At 54.0% G+C, this 23,188-nt stretch carries 21 protein-coding genes; 2 read left to right on the forward strand and 19 right to left on the reverse strand.

Annotated features, from left to right (window positions below):
- Positions 1 to 167: 167 nt before the first annotated feature.
- On the forward strand, positions 168 to 728 hold the full coding sequence (locus LF95_RS01410; RefSeq protein WP_073953345.1) for an isochorismatase family protein: 561 nt from the start codon (positions 168 to 170) through the stop codon (positions 726 to 728).
- A 17-nt stretch (positions 729 to 745) separates the two neighbouring features.
- On the opposite strand, the gene LF95_RS01415 is transcribed toward LF95_RS01410, so the two are convergent.
- The 14 genes from LF95_RS01415 to LF95_RS01480 form a co-directional block, all read right to left on the reverse strand.
- Complete coding sequence (locus LF95_RS01415; RefSeq protein WP_073953346.1) at positions 746 to 1,126, reverse strand: pentapeptide repeat-containing protein; 381 nt, start codon at positions 1,124 to 1,126, stop codon at positions 746 to 748.
- Positions 1,127 to 1,308: 182 nt separating this feature from the next.
- Positions 1,309 to 2,460, reverse strand: coding sequence for a sulfotransferase family protein (locus LF95_RS01420; RefSeq protein WP_252509620.1), 1,152 nt, complete (start codon positions 2,458 to 2,460; stop codon positions 1,309 to 1,311).
- Positions 2,457 to 3,206: a hypothetical protein gene (locus tag LF95_RS01425; protein ID WP_073953347.1), complete on the reverse strand. Its 750-nt coding sequence runs from the start codon at positions 3,204 to 3,206 to the stop codon at positions 2,457 to 2,459. Before LF95_RS01425 ends, LF95_RS01420 begins: the two co-directional genes overlap by 4 nt.
- Before the next feature lie 24 nt (positions 3,207 to 3,230).
- Positions 3,231 to 3,506, reverse strand: a complete 276-nt coding sequence (locus LF95_RS01430; protein WP_073953348.1) for a hypothetical protein — start codon at positions 3,504 to 3,506, stop codon at positions 3,231 to 3,233.
- Positions 3,503 to 4,891, reverse strand: coding sequence for an arylsulfotransferase family protein (locus LF95_RS01435; RefSeq protein ID WP_073954757.1), 1,389 nt, complete (start codon positions 4,889 to 4,891; stop codon positions 3,503 to 3,505). The genes LF95_RS01430 and LF95_RS01435 overlap by 4 nt, the downstream gene beginning before the upstream one ends.
- Before the next feature lie 365 nt (positions 4,892 to 5,256).
- Positions 5,257 to 5,751, reverse strand: a complete 495-nt coding sequence (locus LF95_RS01440) for an Lrp/AsnC family transcriptional regulator (protein WP_073953349.1) — start codon at positions 5,749 to 5,751, stop codon at positions 5,257 to 5,259.
- Positions 5,748 to 6,749: a N(2)-acetyl-L-2,4-diaminobutanoate deacetylase DoeB gene (gene doeB / locus LF95_RS01445; RefSeq protein ID WP_073953350.1), complete on the reverse strand. Its 1,002-nt coding sequence runs from the start codon at positions 6,747 to 6,749 to the stop codon at positions 5,748 to 5,750. Before doeB ends, LF95_RS01440 begins: the two co-directional genes overlap by 4 nt.
- Before the next feature lie 86 nt (positions 6,750 to 6,835).
- The gene (gene doeA, locus LF95_RS01450; protein WP_073953351.1) at positions 6,836 to 8,017 is read right to left on the reverse strand and encodes an ectoine hydrolase DoeA; all 1,182 of its coding nucleotides are present in this window, start codon (positions 8,015 to 8,017) and stop codon (positions 6,836 to 6,838) included.
- Between the two features lie 31 nt (positions 8,018 to 8,048).
- Positions 8,049 to 9,041, reverse strand: a complete 993-nt coding sequence (locus tag LF95_RS01455; protein ID WP_073953352.1) for a cyclodeaminase — start codon at positions 9,039 to 9,041, stop codon at positions 8,049 to 8,051.
- Between the two features lie 3 nt (positions 9,042 to 9,044).
- Positions 9,045 to 10,073 carry a hydroxyectoine utilization dehydratase EutB gene (gene eutB, locus LF95_RS01460; RefSeq protein ID WP_073953353.1) on the reverse strand — a complete coding sequence of 343 codons (1,029 nt, stop codon included), beginning with the start codon at positions 10,071 to 10,073 and terminating at the stop codon, positions 9,045 to 9,047.
- 14 nt (positions 10,074 to 10,087) lie between these two features.
- Positions 10,088 to 10,870 carry a maleate cis-trans isomerase family protein gene (locus LF95_RS01465; protein WP_073953354.1) on the reverse strand — a complete coding sequence of 261 codons (783 nt, stop codon included), beginning with the start codon at positions 10,868 to 10,870 and terminating at the stop codon, positions 10,088 to 10,090.
- A 90-nt stretch (positions 10,871 to 10,960) separates the two neighbouring features.
- Complete coding sequence (locus tag LF95_RS01470) at positions 10,961 to 12,244, reverse strand: TRAP transporter large permease (protein WP_073953355.1); 1,284 nt, start codon at positions 12,242 to 12,244, stop codon at positions 10,961 to 10,963.
- A 12-nt stretch (positions 12,245 to 12,256) separates the two neighbouring features.
- Positions 12,257 to 12,841 carry a TRAP transporter small permease gene (locus LF95_RS01475; protein ID WP_073953356.1) on the reverse strand — a complete coding sequence of 195 codons (585 nt, stop codon included), beginning with the start codon at positions 12,839 to 12,841 and terminating at the stop codon, positions 12,257 to 12,259.
- Between the two features lie 151 nt (positions 12,842 to 12,992).
- Positions 12,993 to 14,390, reverse strand: a complete 1,398-nt coding sequence (locus LF95_RS01480) for a MocR-like ectoine utilization transcription factor EhuR (protein WP_073953357.1) — start codon at positions 14,388 to 14,390, stop codon at positions 12,993 to 12,995.
- A gap of 217 nt (positions 14,391 to 14,607) precedes the next feature.
- Between LF95_RS01480 and dctP the strand changes: the two genes are divergently transcribed.
- Entirely contained in the window at positions 14,608 to 15,651 is a 1,044-nt protein-coding gene (gene dctP / locus LF95_RS01485) for a TRAP transporter substrate-binding protein (protein WP_073953358.1), read from the forward strand.
- Between the two features lie 231 nt (positions 15,652 to 15,882).
- Here dctP and LF95_RS01490 read toward each other — a convergent pair whose 3' ends face one another.
- The 5 genes from LF95_RS01490 to LF95_RS01510 form a co-directional block, all read right to left on the reverse strand.
- On the reverse strand, positions 15,883 to 16,266 hold the full coding sequence (locus LF95_RS01490; RefSeq protein WP_073953359.1) for a hypothetical protein: 384 nt from the start codon (positions 16,264 to 16,266) through the stop codon (positions 15,883 to 15,885).
- A 246-nt stretch (positions 16,267 to 16,512) separates the two neighbouring features.
- Positions 16,513 to 17,910: an aspartate aminotransferase family protein gene (locus LF95_RS01495; protein ID WP_174560990.1), complete on the reverse strand. Its 1,398-nt coding sequence runs from the start codon at positions 17,908 to 17,910 to the stop codon at positions 16,513 to 16,515.
- A gap of 41 nt (positions 17,911 to 17,951) precedes the next feature.
- Positions 17,952 to 19,433, reverse strand: a complete 1,482-nt coding sequence (locus LF95_RS01500) for an NAD-dependent succinate-semialdehyde dehydrogenase (protein WP_073953360.1) — start codon at positions 19,431 to 19,433, stop codon at positions 17,952 to 17,954.
- Between the two features lie 231 nt (positions 19,434 to 19,664).
- Positions 19,665 to 19,922 (reverse strand): hypothetical protein, encoded by a 258-nt coding sequence (locus LF95_RS01505; RefSeq protein WP_073953361.1) that lies wholly within the window; start codon positions 19,920 to 19,922, stop codon positions 19,665 to 19,667.
- 8 nt (positions 19,923 to 19,930) lie between these two features.
- Positions 19,931 to 23,155 carry an ABC transporter transmembrane domain-containing protein gene (locus LF95_RS01510; protein WP_073953362.1) on the reverse strand — a complete coding sequence of 1,075 codons (3,225 nt, stop codon included), beginning with the start codon at positions 23,153 to 23,155 and terminating at the stop codon, positions 19,931 to 19,933.
- Positions 23,156 to 23,188: the final 33 nt, after the last annotated feature.

Raw genomic sequence — 23,188 nt, forward strand, 5'->3', positions numbered from 1 at the left:
GTGGCTGTGTGTTCAGGGTTGTATGGGTATGTAATTTTTTATCCTGTAATGATAATTATAAATGAAATGTAATTTCTGATACATTTTGATGTTTGTTCTAACAGCCATTTGATCTATCTTCCCGCTGCCTATTGGTGGGTTTTGATGTCATTCGCAAGGATTGTCACATGGCAACTGCACTGCTGATTATTGATGTTCAAAATGCTGTGTTGGCGGGGGATGCACCCGCCGAAAGACGGCGGGAAATTGATCGTGCCTTTGATGAAACCGTCGAACGGTTGTGCCTGTTACAGCAACAGGCCCGTGCCGCCGCAGCCCCGGTTATTATGGTGCAGCATAATGGTGGCATCGGTAATCGTTTGGAAAAGGGCACATCGGGCTGGGAAATACGCCAGGAAGTGGCACCGCAGCCGCAGGATATTGTTGTTGAAAAGAAAAGTGCGGATTCTTTTTTCGATACCGACCTATGCCAAGTCATGACCGAACAGGGCATTTCCCGGTTGGTTGTGGGCGGTTGCATGAGCCAGTATTGTGTCGATACCACGGTTCGCCGGGCGGTATCGCTCGGGTATGACGTGCTGCTGGTTGCGGACGGACATACCTCGTCCGATAGCCGGACATTGCCATTTACCGATATTGTACAGCACCATAATGAAATACTGGATGGTTTTAATGCCGGTAGGTCAATGGTGCGTGTGGTGAAGGCGGCAGATGTCCAGTTTGGCTGATTTAAAGCGATTTGTCTTCAGGCTGTCGCCTTTTCATAGGCCTTGAACAGATCGGTCACGAGAACGCCATTGATCCGCATACCGGTCAAATCAGCATCTTCGATATGTGAATTTGCCAATGTGACATCTCGTATGGTCAATCGCGATAAGTTTGCATTCGTGATAACAGCCCCCGACAGATTGGCGTTGTTAAAGCGCGCACCGGCAAGGCTGATATCGTCAAAAACGGCTTCGCTTAAATTGGTGTCGGTGAATTTTGCGTTCGTTAAAACAGCATAAAATCTTGCGTCCGAAAGATTTACACCATCGAAATGAGCACCTGACATATCGGCCCGCTGGTAGTGTATTCCCTGCATCCGAGGGCCATCAAACGGGTTGTTCTCCTGGGGATCACTCATTGTCGTTTTCTTTCGTCATTATGATTTGAACCCAAAGATTGCCAGATTGTGCATTCATTGGCGACGGTCAATTATAGATCGAAGCCCTTTGACTGTGCCGTTTGGTGCAAAAGTCCCAATCATAATTGGACTTCCGTTATCGATTTTGCAACGCCCGTTCGCCGCAGCTGATTTTGCTGAAATCAATCGGTCAGGTTTTCATAACCAAACCGGGCGGCGGCAATGCCGGTGAGTTCGTGGATGGTGGCGATTTCGGCATCGCTGAATTTGGGTTTGTAATATCCCGGCGCATGGATGGTCGGGGCGACGTCATCAATGATGGTCCCGGCATTTTCCATGTCAACATGGGCAAAAAGCTGTTCAAGCTGCTGGCGCGGGTCGGCAACAAAATCCTCGTAACGGACAACCAGAGTGGCCTCGCGCAATTTTGGATTGATCGATAGCCGGTCGGCCAGGAAATGGTGCAGATTGGCCCAGTAATGCGCCCAGCCTTCAACCTCGCGGCCTTCGTCCCACAGGGCGGAGATTTGCCGGGTGGTGTGGGTATCGCCCACATTAATCGGGCGGCGGTCCATGCCAAATTCGTAATGGCCGACGCGCTGCATATGCGCCAGCGCCCTTGGATTGCCCGCTTCGCCCTTGCAAAACAGGGTGTGTTGCTTGGCAAGGGAGGCAATATGCCAAAGCGGGTCACGCACCGGCAGCACAAAGCGTGCATCGGGGAACATGGACAGCAGATATTCCAGGCGCGTGATCAGATAATTGGCCTTTGAAACATAACGCGAGCCCCCCCTAATCGCGATCATTTTGCGGATATGGTCACGATAGAAATTTTCAAAGGCCTCGTTGCTCACCTCACCGCCCAGCACGTTGCTGTGATTGACATCATGCAAATGCTCAAAAAACGCCATCCAAATTACTTCCTCGAAGGCCTCGGGGCTTTCGGGTGTGATATTGATGCCATCGGCATGGGTGCGTTCCACGGCCACCTGCTGGCGCGGTTTAGGGGCCAGATCAACGAATTTGTTCCACAGGTAGGGGGTGAAAACCGGCGGATAGTCGCGATAGCGATGGGTGGCTGCTGCCGGGTGTTTTGCCAGGGTTTCAAGTAGGATGGTGCTGCCAGAGCGGGCAAGGCCGGCAACAAAAACCGGCTTTTCGATGGTCACATCGGCAATGGCATCACCGGCCATTTTGGTGTCGAAATTGCCAAAACTGATCCAGCGTTGCGGATGATCGGCAATTTGCCCGCTGATCCAGTGGTCCCACCCCGAAACATGAAAAGCGGCACCCTTGGACGGCTTTTGGTCGCTGGTTTGTGTCATCTTGTTCATTCGATGCGGAATCCTTTTTTTATCGCCACGGAAACCACAATCAGCATGACAAAGAATGTCAGCTCCCATCCGCGTGCCCAGGACGGGCCGATGGGGATGATTTCCTGTGCCGGAAGGTCAAAACGGATCTGCTGGATTGGTGTGTTGTCGGGCAAATAACCCGCCGGATTACCGATCAGGGTATTCCACCACTGTTTATGCCCAATCACGGGCACAGCGGCCTGAAGGGGGATGACAATGTCGCTTTTGCCGGTGTCAGTGGTGGTGGAAACCCGCACAATCGGGCAGGCCCCGCCATTTTCCGACACCGGGCGTGTGCCAATCTGTTCGACATGCGCATCGCTTGGCAGGGCGGAAATGGTGGTTTGTGTGCCCGGTGCCGGGCAGGTATACCCATATTCTTCGTCCATCCAGACCAGCATGGAAAGGGCGGGCAGCGATGCCACAATTGCCGGGATCAGAATGACCCCGACAAGTTTCAGGGAATGTCCCAATTGGGCTTTTGCCAGGCGCATGCCCTCGCCAAATTCCTCGCCTTCATCCTCGGCCATTGCCTGGCGCGATTGGGCAACGTCAGCCTTGACCTTTTTGATTCGTTTTTGCGGTGACAGCACCGCATAAAGGGCCATCGAGATGATGGCGCAAATCACCGACCAGGCAATGATGCGGCCCAGCGGGCCAAATGCGTCGGCCATAAGGGCATCAAGCCAGTTAAAGGCGGGGGCGGGCCAGTCAAAAATACCCATGAGACTTACTCAATTCCTGTTGGCTTAGGCGCTGTGCTGATCAGATTTGGCGGTGGTGGTCTGTGCGCCTGCACTGGCGGCGGCATTTTTGCGGCGCTTATTGCGCATCATTTTGCGGATCGGCCACAACAACACAAACCCAACCGCCACGCCGACGGCGGCAATCACAGCCCACAATGCGCTTAGCAGGCTTAAACCGGCACCCGGCCCGACATAGGCCTGGGCGGGCATGGCAGTCAGAAGCGGGGCCAGGGCAATAACGGCACCGGCAATGCTCAGGTTTTTAAGGGTCGGCTTCATTGGTCTTCTCCTTTCGTGGGGGAAGAGAACAGCGCGGCGCGGTCATCAAAAATGCGCTCGGCCTGTGAAACAATGGGGATCAGTTTTTCGCCGGGTTTTTCGGGGTTGTCGCGGCGGATGGGGTTATAGAATTCCCATACAATTTCGCCATCTTTATTTACCTCGAACAGGCGGCCGGGGGTGGATTCCGTGATCAAAGTATTGCCATTGGGCATGCGTTCCTGATCGGACCGGATATCGCTATAGAAAAAGTGGTCTTTATCGCCGTCATATTCCCAGGTAATGCCCCCGGTTTTCGGGTCAAACTGAAGGACTCGGGACATGCCTGCTTCGGGGTCATCCAACTGGCCCTGATTATCGAACAGCAGGATATCCCCGTTGGGCAGAAGGTCCGGGTCATGCTGGCCCAGCCAGGAACCGCGGGTCGCCCAGACAATTTTCTCCTGGTCCAGGTCCAGCACGGCAATAATACCCAGATCGCGGAAAGACAGCAGAACGTCGCCTTCCTTGCCATAGGGGAAGTTTTGGGCTGTTTCGGCGGTAATCACTTCGATGGTGTTGGTGTGCAGCACGTCTTCCTTGGAATAATACGGCGCAAAATCCAGCAAATGGTCGTAGGGCGAATTGATCATCGCATCGAGGATCGAAACCTTTTTGATTTCCTTGCCCTCGGGCGAGAGCACAACGGCAAAATCATCCAGGCGCGGCGGTTTAAGCTGGGTGCGATAGGGGTAGGTGTTGTTGCGGAATTCCTGGGTCAGGGCATAAACCTTGCCATCCTTATCGACGGAAAAGTCGTGATGGGCGGTACCCAAATAGCCCCAGACAACATTTGAATCCTTGTCAATCCGCGCCAGGCCATAACCATAGGGCGTGTCGCCCGCTGCGGTATATTGCACAATCAAATCGCCATTGGGCTGCATCTTGGCGGTATGCCAGTGCATATATTCGTCTTTTTGCGGGTTTTTGATCGGCGAGCTGTCATTGTAGATTTTGCTAAAGGGCGTGTTCCATTCATGAACAATATTGCCCTTCATGTCGATCAGCACCGCATGGGGCCCATCGCCCGACGAATATAGCGTCAGCCCATTCTGGGCGAGGGTTTCATCATAAACGGTAACGCCCTGTTTGTCGTTTCGGGCGGGCGACCAGAAATCCAGTCGGCCAATATCGTTATACTGGGTTTCCTTTTCCCACAGGGCAACACCGGCCTTCCACGCATTGCGCAGATATTGTGACGGCGGAATATCTGCCAGCATGATTGTGGCACCCGCCGAGAAGCTGAGTGCGGCAATGCCAACGATAAAAATGGCAAAAAAGCCGCGATCGCCACCTTCATCTTGCGATGGGGGCGGTGTCCGGTTTTCTTTTTCTGGTGACGGCACGCCTAAAACCTCCAAATTCATCCATGCCCGAAGGTTAAACAGGCCGCAGGGCAATTTTACGGCTAATCCTCGGGTAAATGGGGCCTTTTAGCCCCTTTTTGCCCCGGTTTCGCCAAATAGTTTTATTTTCGCGATGTTTTGCGCGGTTGTTCTTTTTTAATTATCAGTGCGTGGAAACAACACCATTTCGGGATATTTAATCGATGTCCAAGATTTGGAAATACGGTAAAAAATGCAGTGGCATATGCTAATATTGCATTGCAGGATAGGTCCGCGCGAGCAGGCAAAACAAAAGCCCTGCAGCCACCGAAAGGCAATGCAAGGCTTTTTACCTTTTTGGGGGGGTAACAGCAGCCGATTTGGGGTTATTTTTGCCGTTTCGGCAGGTCAAAAAGCGATTCCAGCGGCGGATCGGGGGTGAATTTCACCTTTTTGGTGACGATATAGGTGAAATAGCGGTCAATTCCGATCCGCGCGATCAATAACCGGTCGATCAGGCGTTGATAGGAATCGACATCCCGGCACAGAATTTTCAGCATGTAATCCACCCCACCGCCAAGCGCGTAACATTCGATAATTTCGGGAATGTCCTGCACGGCGCGTTCAAAGGTGTCGAAATCTTCGTGCTGATGATTGCGCAGGGTGACTTCGGTCATCACCAGGGTGGGGCGCGTCAGGGCTTCAAGATTGATGCGGGCATGGTAGCCGGAAATAACGCCCAGATCCTCCAGGCGTTTTAACCGTTCCCAGCAGGGACTGGGCGAAAGGTTCACCGCCTCGGCCAGTTTGACCTTGGTGATGCGCCCTTCGCGTTGCAGCGTGAGCAAGATCTTCAGATCCTGTTCATCAAGCCGGATCATGCAGGCACCACATCGGCAATGACAGCAAGGCAGTCGCCGGTTTTGATCAGCCCCGGATAATGGCGGCACGATAAAATGCCATCGCGCGGTGCCGTATAAACCGTTGCCGGAATGCCTGTGCGTTCGGTGTCATAAATGCGGGCAATGATATCGCCCTTTTTGACGGTTTCACCCAAATCAACACAGGGCTCAAACAGCCCGGTATTTTCGCTGGCAACAAAACAGCTGCCATCGGGCATATCCAGCATCACGCTTTTTTCCGGCAGGTCGATTTCGCCAGGCAGAATACCGGCATGGATCAGGAAATTGCGCACGCCACGATCAGAAATGGCAACCCGTTCGGCCGTGGTAGCTCCACCGCCGCCCAGTTCCGTGGTGACAAAGGTTTTACCGGCTTCCTCGACAACGGTGTCGAACATGCCAACACTGTCAAGTTCCAGCATCATCATCGAATAGGGCGCACCAAAGGCCTGCATCGCGGCAACACAGGCGGCTTCCTGTTTTTTGTCGGGCAGGACGTGAACCGCCGCAAAGGGCACAAAATCCAGCGTTTTGCCGCCGGAGTGCATATCAAGGACAAAGTCGGCCTCGGGCACGAGATAGCGGAAAACGTAATCGGCGATTTTTTCGGTCACGGTACCATTGGGGCGGCCGGGAAAGGTACGGTTCAGGTTGCCCTTATCAATTGGCGAGGTGCGCGACGCATTTTTAAAGGCCGGATAATTCATCGCCGGCAGAATAATGATGCGGCCGGAAATTTCGGTTGCGGCAAGGCTGCTGGCCAGTTTGAACAGCGAAACCGGGCCTTCATATTCATCCCCGTGATTGCCACCGGTCAGAAGGGCGGTGGGACCTTCGCCGTTTTTAATCACCGTGATGGGAATCATAACGGCACCCCACGCGGAATCGTCACGCGAATAGGGCAGCTTTAAAAAGCCGTGAAAAACCCCGTCAGTATCCAGCGGGATGGTCGGGGTGATGGGTGAGGCATGTGTCATGGGCCGTATCCTTGATGAAAAGGCAGGGTTGCCGCGACCTTCGGCAACCCCGGTGTATTACTATGTGAAATCAGATGGCGGAAGTCCTAGTTTTTCACAAAAAGCTGACGCGGGAAGTTGGTCAGGGTTTTTGAGCCATGTTCCGTGATCATCAGACTTTCGGTAATTTCAATGCCCCAGTCCTCGAACCACAGGCCCGGCATGAAATGGAAGGTCATGCCCGGTTCCAGCACGGTGCGGTCGCCGGGGCGCAGGCTCATGGTGCGTTCGCCCCAGTCTGGCGGATAGGACAGACCGATGGGGTAGCCACAGCGGCTGTCTTTTTCGATGCCGAATTTTTGCAACACACCAAAAAACGCCTTGGCGATATCTTCACAGACATTTCCGGGTTTTGCGGCTTCAAGCCCGGCCTGCAAACCTTCGATCAACGCACTTTCCGCATCCAGGAACCGCTGGTCCGGGTCGCCCAGATAAACGGTACGCGAAAGCGGTGCATGATAGCGTTTGTAACAGCCTGCAATTTCAAAAAACGTTCCCGCATTGTGGGGAATGGGTTTGTCGTCCCATGTCAGGTGCGGTGCGCTGGCATCCACCCCGGATGGCAGCAGGGGCACAATGGCCGGGTAATCGCCGCCAATGCCCTCAACACCGACAATACCGGTACGGTAAATTTCCGCCACCAGCTCGTTTTTCTGCATGCCTGGTTCGACAACTTCAATGATCCGTTCGTGCATGTTTTCCACAATGCGCGCGGCCTGGCGCATATAGAAAATTTCCTGTTCGGATTTGACAGCACGTTGCCAGTTCACAAGGGCGGTGGCGTCCTTGAAGGTGGCATTGGGCAGATGCGTTTGCAGCTGCAAATAACAGCGGGCCGAAAAATAGTAATTGTCCAGCTCCACCCCGATATTGCGTGTGCCCCAGCCGCGCGATTCAATGATCTCGGAAAGGTAATCCATCGGATGATGGGTGGTGTTTTGCACAAAATAGTCGGGATAGGGGATGATCCGGTCATGGGTCATGTAAACGGTGCGTTTTGCCCCGTTTGAATCCTGTGATCGCCCATACCAGATGGGGTCATCCTCGATCGGGATCAGGACACATTGATGCACATAAAACGACCAGCCGTCATAGCCGGTAAGCCAGGCCATGTTTGAAGGATCGGTCACGATCAAAAGATCAATGCCCTTTTCGATCATGGCTTTTTTGGTTTTATCCAGCCGCACGGCATATTCTTCGCGCGTAAAATTCAATTCAACCTGGCTCATTGCAGGCCTCCAAAGCAGGGCAGCGCCCTAATCAGGAAACGATCTCGGTGCCAGCATTTGATGCGTCGCATCTTTGCCGGGCGAGGGTGGCGATAGCGGTGTCCTGGACACCTGTTCCGGTCAGGTCGCAATACGTGATCTGCCGGGCGTCACTGCGCCCTGTCGCCAATCCGGCAATGACCTGACCAAGTTCTGTCTGGCAGCTTTTGGCATCGGCAAGCCCGGCATCAATGGCATGATGAAGTTCACCAAGAATGCGGCACTGTGCCGTGCTGTCGCAGACATAAAGATCTGCCCTGGTAAACAGGGCCGGATCAATTTCGTTTTTATGTTCGGCATCCGAACCCATTGCCGTCACATGGGTGCCCGGGGCAATCCAGTCGGCCTGTAAAATTGGGCTTCGGGCCGGGGTGGTGGTCACCACGATGTCGGCCCCGTCGCAGGCGGCCTTGCCATTGTCGGTGGCGGAAACCACGATGCCCAAATCGCGGCTGAGGTCGCGGGCGGCTTTTTCCGCCTTGGCAATATCGCGCCCCCAAATCGTGGCCGTGGTGATGGGCCGCACCAGCGCAAGGGCGGCCAGTTGCAACCGGGCCTGAACACCGGTGCCAAAAATGGCAGCGTGGCTGGCATCCTTGCGGGCGAGATGGCGGGCTGCAACACCCCCGGCCGCAGCCGTGCGAATATCGGTCAAATAGCCATTATCAAGCAAAACCGCCTCAAGAAGCCCGGTTTTGGCGGAAAACAGGTTCATCAAGCCATTGACCGACGGCAGGCCCAGCTTTGGGTTGTCAAAAAAGCCGGGGCTGATTTTGATGGCAAAGCTGTCTACTCCCGGTACATAGGCGGTTTTGACATCAACCTCGCCGTTATGATCCTCGATATCCAGGCGAAGGATCGGCGGCATGCGCACATCCTGTGTTGCCAGGGCATGGAATGCCTCTTCCACGCATTTGATGGCATCAAGGTCCAGGGTGATAACGTTGCGCAATTCGCTTTCGGTCAGAATCCGGATTTTGGGCATGATTTAGTATCCCTCTGAACTGGATGCTGTGTTTGCCTGTTCTGCCTCTTTGGCAAGGTCAACATCTTCGCCACCAATGATGCGGCGATGCAGCCCCATATCGATATTGCAGCCGGTGCTAAGCACCACCGTGCGACCGGGATTATCAATCAATCCGGCGCGAAGGGCGGCAATGCCCACGGCGGCGGCCCCTTCAATAACCTGTTGGTCATCGACATAGGCCGCACGTATGCCATCGGCAATCTGGGATTCGTTAACCAGAACAAAATCGTCGGTCAAATCGCCGCACATATCGAATGTGTAAAGGTTGTTTTCACCAATACCGCCCCCCAGGCTGTCGGCCAGGCTGGGCCATTCGCGTACTGACGTCGGTTTGCCTGCTTGCAGGCTTTCGATCATGGCGCAACCGCGCTCCATCGAAATGCCAACAACCCGAATGGCCGGGTTGATTGATTTCGCCGCCAGCGCCACCCCGGCCAGAAGCCCCCCGCCCGAAAGCGGGACCAGCAGGGTGTCGGCATCGGGCAGTTGTTCCAGTATTTCAACGCCCAGCGTGCCCTGACCGGCAATCACATCGGCATGGTCAAAGGGCGGCAACATGATCATGCCTTCATCATGAACCAGGCGATCAACTTCCTTTTGGGCTTCGTCCTGGGACTGGCCAGAAATAACAATTTCGGCCCCTTGGGCACGGATGCCTTCGACTTTGTTTTGCGGGACAAGTTCCGACATGCAAATGACGGCGCGCACTCCGGTATTGCGGGCGGCATTGGCAAGCGCACGGCCATAATTGCCGGTGGAAACACCGACAACACCTTTGGCCTTTTCATCGTCATTCAGGCTTAAAACGGCATTCGCCGCCCCGCGCAGTTTGAAGCTGCCGGTATATTGCTGATGTTCGCATTTCAGCCACACCGGGCTTCCGACATGATCAGAAAGGCTTTGGCTGGGGCGAAGGGGTGTATTTATCACATGTCCGGCGATGCGCTTGCGGGCTGCAAGGATATCGCCAAGGGTGATCGGCTCTTTCATTGCGACCTCGTTGCTTAGGCGGTTGGTGGTGTATGGTCAAACAGGCTGCCAAATCCTGTGATCGGTTTTTTGTAATTCAGCAGGTTCAGGGCGTGCCAGATCAGGGCCTGATTGCTGGTAATCACCGGCTTGCCCAAAAGCTGTTCGGTGCGCTGCGCAATTTCGGCGGCACGGATGGCGGTGCAGGAAATAAATACGGCATCGGCATCATCGGTATTGGCCTTAAGGGCACCTGCCATCAGCACATCGGGCGGGATGGCGGTCATATCCGGGTCATTTTCCAGCCCGAACCCCAAAACATTTGTCAGTTCAAACCCCTGTTCGGCAAAGCCGGTTGCGACGGCGGCTGTCACATCGAGGCTATAGGGGGCGACAATGGCAATTTTTTGCGCCTTGATGGTGCGGAGCGCTGTGTGCGAAGCCAATAGCGGATTTGTGACTTTGCAGCCCGGCATGCCTTCCTGGATCAGGGCGGCAATCCGGTCTGATCCGTTGATCACCGTGCCGGATGTACAGCCGAAAATGGCAACATCAATGCCAAAGCCAGGCAAAAGCGTGCGGGCCGCGCGTGGTAAATCATCGGCCATCGCCCGCAGGCTATCGACTGTGATGGGGTTGGCATTGGCAATGCGGGTGGTGAACAGGCGCACATCCGTTGGCAGGATATGGCGCAGGTCATCTTCACTGTTAAAATCGGTTGCCAGCGTGATCAGCCCAACCCGTCCAGCAGGGCCCACCGGGTCGGGTTTGTAGCTGATATTGGCCAGCTCTGGTGTGATGCCGGTAATCGCTGACATCGTTTTTATGCTCCGTTAAAACAGTAACGTCATTGCCAAGGCCGAAATCCGGGGTTTCCGCCCCGGTTTCTTGACGGGGCGGAAACTGTCTTAACGGAAGGCGGTTTCAGGCAGGAAGGTTGCGATCTGCGGGAAGAAAATCAGCAGCACCGCCACCAGCAACAGCATGCAGATAAAGGGTGGTGTGCCCTTGATGACTTCGGCATAGGGTCGCCTGAAGATGGCGATGGCTGTGAAAATATCGCAGCCAAAGGGCGGCGTTGCCGACCCGATGGCGACTTGCAATGTCACCAGCGTCCCGACCAGAATGGGGTCAATTCCGGCATTGTTGACCAGCGGCATGAAGATCGGCGTTAACACCAGAATGACCACAATCGGGTCAACAAACATGCAGCCAATGAAGAATGCGATCGAGATGGCAAACAGGATGGTGTAAGGACCGGCAGTATCAAGGGCCAGTGCCCCGATCACCGCCTGCGGGATCTGGGCGAACGAAATGACAAACGAAAATGTCGTGCCCGCACCCACCAGAATGAACACAACTGCCGTAATCAGCCCGGTGGAACGGGCAATTTCAAGAAGTTCGTGCCATTTGACGGACCGAAAAATGATGACTTCAAGAATGATGGCATAAATCACGGAGACAGCGGCAACTTCGGTCGGGCTGACCCAGCCCAGATAAATGCCACCAACAATCAGCACCGGGAACATGATGGCGGGCCCGGCATTAATCACGGCCTTGCCACGTTCAAGCCAGGTACGGCGCGGGATGGTGGGAATATCGTTGCGTTTGGCGTACCAGACCGAATAGGCCGAAAACAGCAGCAAAATCAGCACACCCGGGCCAATCCCGGCAATAAACAGTTCGCCAATGGATACTTTGCCCACCACGCCAAATACGATCATGCCAATCGATGGCGGGATCAGAAAGGCAATGTCGCTGGCATTAATAATCAATGCCATTGTGAAGCTGTCTTTATAACCGGCTTCGAGCATTTTGGGGCGCAGCGGGCCGCCCATTGCCACCACGGTGGCCTGGGTGGAACCCGAAACCGCGCCAAACAGGGTACAGCCAAGGGCGGTTGTGACCGCAAGGCCGCCGCGGACATGGCCAACAAAGGTCATGGCAAGGTCGATCAGGCGGCTTGCCGTGTGACCCTTGGTCACAATATCGGCGGCAAAAATGAACATCGGCACCGCGATCAATGCGACAGGGCTGATGCCACTGACCATTTGCTGAATGATGATCTGGTGCGGAATGGGCATGAAAAATGCAAAGGCAATAACGCTGGCCGATGCAAGCGGTACCATCATGGGGAAGCCCAGCAACAGCAGGCCCAGCATGACAATGATGATTGTTGTCCCTAAATCCATTTTCCTGCCCCCTTAAAGATGCGTATCAAGGTTGTCGTCATACGTATCCTCGACACGGTAAGACAGGTGGACGCCTGGCTTGAGAAGGTTGGTCAGGGCCGCAAGGACAAACTGGATGCCGGTAACAGTCAGGCCGAAAGGCACGATCAGCACCGTGTAATACATGGGAATGCGCAAGGATGGGGTCAGGCGGTTGGTTTTGATCAGTCCGGCAACATAATCGATTGAGTAATAAGCCAGAATGAACAACAGGGTCGCCGTTCCAAGCGAAACGATGATCATCAGGATCTTGCTGGCAGCCGGTCCCAGCATGTCGGAAAAGGCCGACATGCGAATATGACGCCCCATGCGTGCCGCTTCCGAAATGCCGACAAAGGTGACAAGAATGATGAGGAACGTATTGAGTTCCTCGGAGAAAAACAGGCTGGAACTGAACGCCAGGCGGGCAATAACATTGGCAACCGTGTTGATTGCCATGATGATGATGCTCCAGCCGAGCAATTGGCGTTCGACGACCGAGAGCCAGTCATCAATTTTTCTGAGTACATGTAGCGCCGTGCGAGATTGCACCGGCGCTTCACCGTCTGATCCAGACATACGACCTCCTTGCTGCGTGTGCGAGACATTAATTTGGAACGCGTTGTTATACGAACGGTTCCCTCCCACGGTTATTCAGCCTGCTTCACGCTGGAGTTCAGAATAGAAACGTGTTGGAACGGTTCAATGTAATTTTTGTGTCATGACAAAATCAGTACATGACATCGAACGCATGTACACCGGGCATCTGCTCCATTGTATGGCGGATTTGCATGAGCCCGCGATGCAGGCTGGGGGTATCGATGGCACCACCAACACAAACACGAATGGCATTGGGTCTTTTGACCTTCACGGTCATGAACGGGTCGGAAATGGTAACGGCGACGCCGTTTTTCCGCAATTCGGAGGCAAACCATTCCTCCTGCCAGTGTTCGGGAATACGGACCCAGGCAGAAAGCGAGGTGGGATGATGACGCACCACGGCATCGCCCAATATCTCGGCAACGAGGCTTTGGCGTTCGCGCATCAGGGCACGCTGTACGGTCACGGCCTGGTCTACAACACCATCCTCGATCCAGCGTGCGCCGATTTCGGCAAGCAAGGGTGTGCCCATCCAGCCCGTCACGCGCAAGACACTGCTGGCACGAATCGACAGGTGTTTGGGCACCACAAGGTAGCCCGTTCGTAAGCCTGGCATGACGATTTTGGTCAGGCTTGAAACATGGAAACCCAATTGCGGGATGAAACTGGTGACAGGCGGAAGGTTTTGTTCCAGAAGCGGGCGGTAAACATCATCCTCGATCACGTAAACGCCATGCTGACTGGCAATTTCGGCGATGCGTTTGCGCCGTTCCAGCCCCATCAGGCAGTTGGTGGGGTTGGTATAAACCGGAGTGATGACAAGGGCGCGAATGGCGCGTTGCTGGCATTCGCGTTCAAAGGCATCGGGTAAAATGCCTTCGTCATCGGTGGGCAGGGCAGCCAGCTTGAAACGTAAAACACTGGCGGTGCCGATCACACCATGATCGGTCAGGCTTTCGGTTAAAACCACGTCATCAGGCTGCACGATGGAAGCAAGGGCAATGAAAACGCCCTGTGCCGCGCCATTGGTGATGATGGTGTGTGACGGGTCCGCACTCAGGCCCATGCCAGCCAGCCAGTTCACCCCGACTTCGCGGTGATAATCAAAACCGGCGACCGGACGGCAGCTTTCCATCCAGGGGTGGTGTGGTTCTTCGGCCAGGCGCTGGTGCATTTGCCGGGACAGGTCATTGTGAAAATCGGTATAGGCGGCACGCACAATCGACAAATCGATCAGGTCGGGCTGGCGATTATCAAGGATAAAAGAGGCTGCCCGGTCGGTCAGCCGTGCCTGGACAAAGGTGCCGCGCCGACGTTCGGACCGCAAATATCCCTGGCGTTCAACCTCTTTATAGGCGGCACTGACGGTCTGCACGCTGACTTTCAGGTGATAGGCAAGGTCACGGTGGGTCGGCATTCGCACGCCATGGCGCAAGCGACCGGACTCGATATCGGTAATGATTGCTTCGACCAGCGCCTTGTATTTTGGGCCTGTGTCGCCACTCAGGTCAGTCGTCGGTAGCCACATTTTGCTCGTTCCACCCTGTGTTTTGCCGTTAGCCTAACATGGTCGGGTGGCTTTTGGGTAGGTTGTTGTATTTTTGTCATGAAACAAAATGCCCATTGACCTGATGCAGGAACATTTCAAAACTTCGTGCGTTCAAACATACGACGTATCAATGCAAACCGCCGCCTGCTCTGTTTGGACGCAGGGTTGTAGTGGCACAATAAGGGAGACTTCTGTAATGAGTTTGACTAAGCTCTTCAAGGCGACCCTGTCTGCCGCAGCCGTATTTGCGGTTGCAGGTACGGCAATGACTGCGCAGGCCGAGGAATGGAAATTCGCCATCGAAGAAAGCACCGGCGACGTCCAGGATTTGTACGCCCAGAAATTTAAAGAACTGGTTGAAGAAAAATCCGGTGGTGATGTTGATGTCACCATTTACACCTATGGCCAGCTTGGTACCGAAAATGACATCACTGAACTGACCGCATCGGGGGCGATCCAGTTCTCGAACGCATCTCCGGGGCATTTGGGTACCTTTGTTCCCGAGATCCAGGTTTTTGGTGTTCCTTATCTGCTCTCGCAAAATAACGAGGTCAACAAGGAAATTCTGTCGAAAAGCCCGACCATTTACAAAGGCCTTTCCAAGGATTTTGAAAGCAAGGGGCTGAAGCTTTATACCATGTATCCGGAAGGTGAAATGGTATGGACCACCAAAAAACAGGTGGAAGCACCCAAGGACCTGAACGGTGTTAAATTTCGTGTGATGACATCACCGATCCTGATCGACAGCTACAAATCCTTTGGTGCCGATCCGGTTGCTCTGCCGTGGGGCGAGGTTTATTCGGGCCTTCAGACCAGCGTGATTGATGCGCAGGTGAACCCGATTTTCTTCATCGAAAGTGCGAAATTCTATGAAGTGACCGACTATCTGATTTATGCCGGTCAGCAGCAATACACCACCACTGTGGTCACCAACGATGCCTTCTATAAAGGCCTGCCGGATGACCGCAAGGAACTGCTGAAGGATGTGAAGGCTGAACTTGATGATTACATCTTCAAGGCCCAGGCGGAACTGAATGATGCGGCACTGGCGAAAATCAAGGAAGCCAAGCCAAGCATCAAGGTGATCAAGCTTGACGCTGATCAGCGTGCCAAATTCGCCGAAGCATCAAAAGGCATCGGTGACAAGCTGGTTGAGGAAGTTGGTGGTGACACCAAACAGGTTCTTTCCGATCTGCGCAAAGAAATTGCCGAGAAAGAAAAAGATCTTGGCAAAATGTAATCTGATGATGTGACGGATTTTAACCGTCAGATTTTAAGCCCCTGCCGCCTTGTCGTGGCAGGGGATTTTTGTTTTTGCCTGGCATTTTGTGGCCCGCTGTCCTGTTAAAATATACGGGGCATGGGCTGCGTGACGAGAGCCGGGAATGGATACCAGTACATCCAAGAGAAAAAGCCAAATACGGCTTATACCTTTCCATGAAGCGTGCTGATAGCACCCGGGATTGAATGATCAGACGGTGAGCATGGGGATGGGGCGACGCAAGGTAATCCAGGCAAAAAGCCCCATCGATGTCAGTTGCAGGAAAAAACCAATAAAGAATGGGAGGGAAGGTCCCCCAACCTTGATGACTGCTGTGCCTGCAGCCACAATCAGCGCGCCGATAATTGCCAGAAAAACCTGGCTTTTATCCAGCCCGTCATAGTGTCGACGGCTGATACGATAATAGGTACCGTAAAGTGCCAGTCCTATCCAGCCGACGAGATTGATGTAACTTGCCCCCGGAAGCACGTTTTCATGCTCGGGATTGCCTAGAAGTGTTTGCAAATTGAACAGCATTTCGCAAAAGGCAAGCCATGCGGCAACTGTCCAGCATAGTCGTGGTAAATTGGCCATTTCAGTTCCATTTTTACGATAGCAATGACTATGCTCCTATCCCCAAAGACGTATAGTTTATTTGTTTTTTATAATCCTAAAGAATAAGTTGTTGTGATGCAACTAACGGTTAATGTTATTTTCGTGTCATTTCATGTCGTGACCCGCGAAACGCATCAAAAATGCAAAACCGGGCCGAACAAGTGTTCGACCCGGCGAGGAAAGTTGTTTTTAACGGTTAGTCAGCGATAATTGAGCTGCAAACCGTTATTTTGCCGCCAGTTCGTCCGTCACGGCGTCAACAGCCTGTTTGGCAATATCAACAACCTTTTCGACCTCGGCCTTGGTGATGCAAAGCGGCGGGGCAAAGCCGAGAATGTCGCCATGCGGCATGGCGCGCGCAATCATGCCACGTTCCAGGCAGGCTGCCGAAACCTTGGCGCCGACTTTCAGGTTCGCATCAAAACGTTCCTTTTTGTCCTTGTCGGCAACAAATTCCAGGGCGGCCATCAGGCCCACACCGCGGGCTTCACCCACCAGCGGATGGTCATTGAAGGTTTCACGCAGCAGCTTCTGCATGTAGCCACCGGTTTCGGCAGAATTGCCTGTCAGGTTTTCGCCATCGACGATATCGAGGTTGGCATTGGCCGCTGCAGCACAAACCGGATGGGCCGAATAGGTCCAGCCGTGGCCGATCGGCCCCATTTTGTCCGAACCCTGTTCCAGAACTTTCCAGACCCGTTCGCCAATGATGACGCCCGACAGCGGCAGATAGCCCGAGGATACACCCTTGGCAATGGTGATCAGGTCCGGCTTCATGCCGTAATGCTGGGAGCCAAAATAACTGCCGGTACGGCCAAAGGCGGTGACGACTTCGTCAGCAACCAGCAGGATGTCGTATTTGTTCAGAACAGCCTGAATGGCTTCCCAGTAGCCTTTCGGCGGGGTGATGATGCCGCCCGTGCCCATTACCGGCTCGCCAATGAAGGCGGCAATGGTTTCGGGTCCTTCGCGCAGGATCATTTTTTCCAGATCATCAGCACAGCGTTTGGCAAACTGTTCTTCGGTTTCACCGGCTTCGGCATTCCAGTAGAAATGCGGGCAGGTGGTGTGCATGATCGGCGCACGCGGCAAATCAAATGCGTTATGGAAGGTCGCAAGGCCGGTCAGGCTGCCGGTCATGATGCCCGAGCCATGATAGCCGCGCCAGCGCGAGATGATTTTTTTCTTTTCCGGGCGACCGAGAATGTTGTTGTAATACCAGATCAGCTTGATGTTGGTTTCGTTCGCATCTGATCCGGACATGCCATAATAAACGCGCTGCATGCCTTCAGGCGCGCTTTTGATGATGCGGTCTGAAAGGCGAATGATCGGCTCGTTCCCATGCCCGACATAGGTGTGGTAATAGGCCAGTTCTTTGGCCTGGGCATAAATGGCATCGGCAATTTCGGTGCGGCCATAACCCACATTCACACAATACAGGCCAGCAAAGGCATCGAGGGTTTCTTTGCCTTCGGTGTCATGAATGTAAATGCCCTTGCCGCCATTGATGATGCGGTTGGGGGTTTCACCATCGGCGTGCTGGCGCATATGGGTTGAAGGGTGCATGAAATGCGCCCGGTCCATTTCCTGCAGTTCGGCGGTGTTGTTCTTGATCACATTCATTATCTTCTCCCGTTCGAGATCGTTTTAGCGAACTGCCAGCCTTAGAAGGCTGCGCAGACATATTTAAGCTCGGTGAATTCTTCCATACCGTGGCGCGATCCTTCGCGGCCCAGGCCCGATTGTTTGACGCCCCCAAAGGGAATGGGCGCACCGGTGATTTTCACGCAATTCAGGGCAACCATGCCGTATTCCAAGGCATTGGCAACGCGATTGGCGCGTGAATGGTCGTTGGTGTAAAGATAGGCTGCCAGGCCATATTCGCTATCATTGGCCCGCGTGATGACTTCATCTTCGTTATCAAACGGGATCACCGGGGCCACCGGACCAAAGGTTTCCTCGTGATAGATCTGCATGTCTTCCGTAACATCGGCCAGCAGGGTCGGGGCATAAAAAAGGCCGCCCAGTTTTTTACCACCTGTCAGGACGCGCGCCCCTTTGGCGCGGGCATCTTCAACATGTTCTTCGCATTTGGCAACCGCACGGTCGTGCATCAGCGGGCCAATGTCGCAATCTTCGTCCAGGCCATTGCCAACCCGTAGTTTGGCGATGGCGGTGACATAGCGTTCCAGAAAATCTTCGTAAATGTCGCGATGAACAAAAATGCGGTTGGCTGCCAGGCAATCCTGGCCGCTGGTGGCAAATTTTGCCCCGATGGCGTGGGTAACAGCCTGATCCAGGTCCATATCGGGAAACAGGATGAAAGGCGCATGTCCGCCCAGTTCCATCGACATTTTTTTAACCGTTTGTGCACCCTGTGCCAGCAACAGGCGGCCGATTTGGGTTGAACCGGTGAAGGACAGAGCCCGCACAACCGGGTTGCCACAAAGCTCGCCCACGACAGGGTTCGGGTCGCCGGTAATCACGTTAAACACGCCTGCCGGGATACCGGCCCGTTCGGCCAGTTCGGCCAGAGCGGTTGCCGAAAACGGGGTTTCGGTCGCCGGGCGCACAATCATGGTGCAGCCTGCCGCAAGGGCGGCTGCGGCCTTACGCGTGATCATGGCGCAGGGGAAATTCCAAGGGGTAACGGCGGCGGTTACACCAACCGGCTCCCGCCGGACTGACATGGCCCGGTTGGGCAGATGTGATGAAATGTTTTCGACATTCACCCGTTTGGCTTCTTCGGCGTAAAATTCGACAAAGCTGGCGGCATAGTCGATCTCGCCCCGGGATTCATTGATCGGTTTGCCCTGTTCCAGGGTCATCAACAAGGCAAGGTCTTCCTTGTTTTCGATCAGCAATTCAAACCAGCGGCGCAGGCGGCCTGCACGGTCTTGTGGCAAAAGGGCTGCCCAGGCCGGAAACGCCTTTTGGGCGGCCTCGACAGCGCGGCGGGTTTCCGCCACTCCCATATTGGGAACAGTGCCCAGAAAGCTGCCGTCAAACGGGTTGGTGACTTCGATAATCTGCCGATTGTCCGCCGAGCACCAGCGCCCATCAATATAGGCGTGTTCGCGCAGCAGTCTCAAATCGGTCAGATTGCTTAACGACACACAACGCTGTTCTTTCAATTGTGCCGTCATGGGAGCCTCCTTAAAAAACGGCCCGGCCATTTCTTGTCATGCCGGGTCTGCCTGTTGAACTAAAGGCAGCCTAACAATATCGACGCAGAGGAGGTGTCCGAAGGTGACGCCAATTGTTGCTGTTTTTTTGGCAACAGGTGCCGTTTGGAGGATGTTTTTTCTGCTGTTTGCAGGGCGTTTTGGTTAGGGTATTGATATTTATGGAAAAAATAACAATGCGAGGCGCAGAAATTATTGGTGGTTATTTTCGTTATTGTTGCTCAGCCAGGCTTTCAGCTCGCGGCGTTTTTTCTGTTTTTCAAAAAATGTGCGAATAATCAGCACCAGAAAAACCAGCAATAACAGCGTTGTGGTGGTGGGAAAGGCAAAGGGAAGGCCGATGAGTACCATCAGCGCGCCCGCCAGACTGCCGCCAATGATCGCAATCAGGCCGAGAATCAGCAGGATGGCGACGATGGCGGCAATCAGAATGGCGGCAATTTTATTCATCGGTTTTGTTAATCGCGATTTGAAAGCTGTTTGGTGGTCAGGTCCAGCCGTTCGGCCAGAACCCGCAGCAATTGGACGGATACGGCTTGGTCCTGGCGGACAAGCCCCAGGAATTCAGCCTTGTCGAGTTTCAGGACGGTCATGTCTTCGACTGCACGGATGGTGGCCGAGCGGGGCTGATCGACCAGCAGTGCAATTTCGCCAATCACTTCCTTCGGTTCGACATCGCGCAATTTCAGGGTTTGGGCTTCGTCTGTTGTCAGCCAGATTTCACCACGCCCGGAAATCACGATAAAGGCGGCATCACCCGGTTCACCCTGTTTGACGATGACCTCGCCACGCTTATAAGTAAGACGCGGGCTGGTAAATGCCAGCAGCTTGATGACATTCGGGTCGAGTGCGGAGAATAGCGGGATGGTCCGCAGCAAACGGACTTCTTCCTCGATGCTGCCATCTTCGGTAGGGCCGATATCGCTTTCGGCGGTGATGGCGGCGGCATCTGTCGTCGGGTCCGGGGTGATCGCCTCATGTGTGTCGCGGCGCGTCAGTTTGCCATTGGACATGTGCAATGCGGTGGAAAAATGCTCGCTTGGCATATCCGCCCCATCAACCCAGATCACGCTGAGGTCACTGGCGCTTTTGGTCAGATATTTCACCACCTGATCGCGGGTTTCGTTGTCGATGGCGGACAATGCCTCGTCGATGACAAGGATATCGGGGTTTTTGATCAGGGCACGCACCAGCGTTATTTTCTGACGCAGGCTTTGCGAAACCCGGCTGCCGCCCACACCGACATCCGATTCCAGGCCCAGGCTGATCAGGGCTTCATAAAGGCCGCCATCCCGGGCAATTTCAAACAGGACTTCACCGACACGTTCTTCGGAATGGGCACGGCCATAGGCAAACCGGCCAAACAGCAGGTTATCGAGGATCGAGGCCGAGGCGGTATAATTATCGGCGTCAAAGAAATCGATTTCCCGGACCAGATCATCGGGAATGTTTTCGTGAAATTTGGGCCGCGCCTTAAGAACCATATCGCGGAAATTGTCGTCCATGACGCGCAGACGATGACGGGCCGGGGTCAGATTCATGGCGACTTCAAGAAGGCGCAGTTGGTCTTCCTCGCCAATATCGCTTACGGCGACGCCATCAATGCGTTTAAGCATATGTTTGACTTCGGTGAGTTCGTCCGCCGAAATGAAGCTGTAGCGGTCAAAAAATTCATGCCCGGGCGGCAGGCCGGTAAACAGCTCGATCATCAGATCCAGCATGTTGCGTCCCATATTGATCATGGGTTCGTACAGGCCGTTATCGCGCAAGACCCCGAGGAAATAGGGGTGGGACAGGAAACTCCGCCGTTCGTAATTCGGGTTTACCGGCACGCCGAAAATAAGGTTGATGCCAACCGTGGCATTGTCGTTATAACGATTGATGTCAAACGGTTCGACCAGATCCGCCAGCCCGCGTTCTGCCAGAAGTTCCTTGAGGCGCGGGCGCGCGGCAAGCACAGCCTGGGACAGGTTGGGCCGCAATTTGGGATCAATACGCCGGAAAAGACCGATGCGGTAAATGTCGCGATCCAGATGCACCACCGACAGCAGCGACAGCAATTCGCTGTTAAGCTGTTCAAGCGATTCATAACCCGGGCCGGTATAGTCAATCCACTGGCCGCTGGGATCATAGGGGATATTGCCCGACCGTTTGATTTCATCAAACATCTCTGCTGTTAAATGGTCGGGCAGATCGGTGGGCGATGCCAGTTTAACTTCCTCGACCAGTTTCGGCGGGAGCAGTTTGCCAGTTTCTTCCTGGCTGTCGTCGGTTGCCATGCCTTGGTCTTTTGCCGCGGTTTTCCCGGCATTGGTATCGTCATCACGCTCTATTTGCGGGCGATGTTTTAACCCATAAAGCAGGTTGTCGGAAATGGTGCCGTGGAAAAGATAGGAATCCGGCCCGACATAGGCCGTCCGTTGCCCCAAAAAGGAAGCGGGTAATTGTGCGGCATTGACATCGGCAAACTGGATGCGGCCGCTGCTTGGATTTAACAGGCGTACCAGCAGCCGGGCGAGATGCGATTTGCCACTGTCTGCTGTGCCGGTCAGCAGGGCTGATCCGGGCAGGGGCATGTTGAAAGACACGTTTTCAACAACGCGCGTGCCGTCATCATCCATCCAGGACACGCCATATACATCCAGTGGTGACTTCAGATGATCCGCCAGTGGTGCAGTCAGTTCGTGTTCCTGGTCCAGATCGGGCAGTTCAAATTGTTCATATAGCTGGTCATATTTGATATGCGCATCGGCCAGGCGCTGATAATAGGCCAGCAATTCCTTCCAGGGCGCGGACATATCCTTGTAGGCGGCAAGGGCGGCCACCAGTGCGCCAAATGACAGATCCCCCTGAATGACCAGATAGCCGCCAATCGAATAAAAGAAAAACGGCGTGATCTGGGCGATGAAGTTGTTAAGGAATTTGATGAAAAACTTGCGGAAATAGATTTCCTTGCGGATTTCAAAAATACGGCCCATGCGCTGGGTATAGCGCATCAGCTCGTAACCCTGGGTATTGTGGGCGCGAATATCGGTCGCACCGCTAACGGTATCGCCAATATGTTCGGACAGGCGACGGATATTCTGAACGCGGTCTTTACCCAGCTGGTTTACACGCCGCTGCAATTTCGGAATGATGTATCCCTGCAGCGGGTAAAATGATACCGCAGCCAGCCCCATGAGCGGGTCCTGAATAAAGATAAAGGCCGAAATGGTAATCAGGATGCCGCCCTGATAGACCGGCAGGGAGAAGGCCTCGCCAAAAAAGCCACCCAAAGGTTCGGCCTCGGCGGTGATCATGGAAACGATTTCGCCCTGGCTGGTTTTGCGGAAATGCGGCAGCGGAAAACGCAAAATCCGTTCATACAGGATATAGCGCATCCGGCGCAAAAGCCGTTCGGCCATAACCCCGGTATAAACGTTGATCAGGTATTTGAACCCGCCATTGATGAAAACCAGGGCCAGAAAAATACCCGACAGGCTAAAAAGATATTCAACCTGGTTTAGCTCGATCCCCAGAATATCAAAAGGTTCGCCAGCACCCCCAATGGCCTTGTTGACGATCATTTTGGGCAAATCGAGGGAATAATACAGAAACGGAAAAGACAGCACCGTAATGATCAAAAGAACGATCTGCTGAAAGCGGCTGTGGCGCCAGATATAGGCAAATACCGACTGCGGCATGCACGTTTCCCGTTATACTGCAATGCCTGGCCG

Source organism: Thalassospira sp. TSL5-1, from assembly GCF_001907695.1.
Taxonomy (GTDB): domain Bacteria; phylum Pseudomonadota; class Alphaproteobacteria; order Rhodospirillales; family Thalassospiraceae; genus Thalassospira.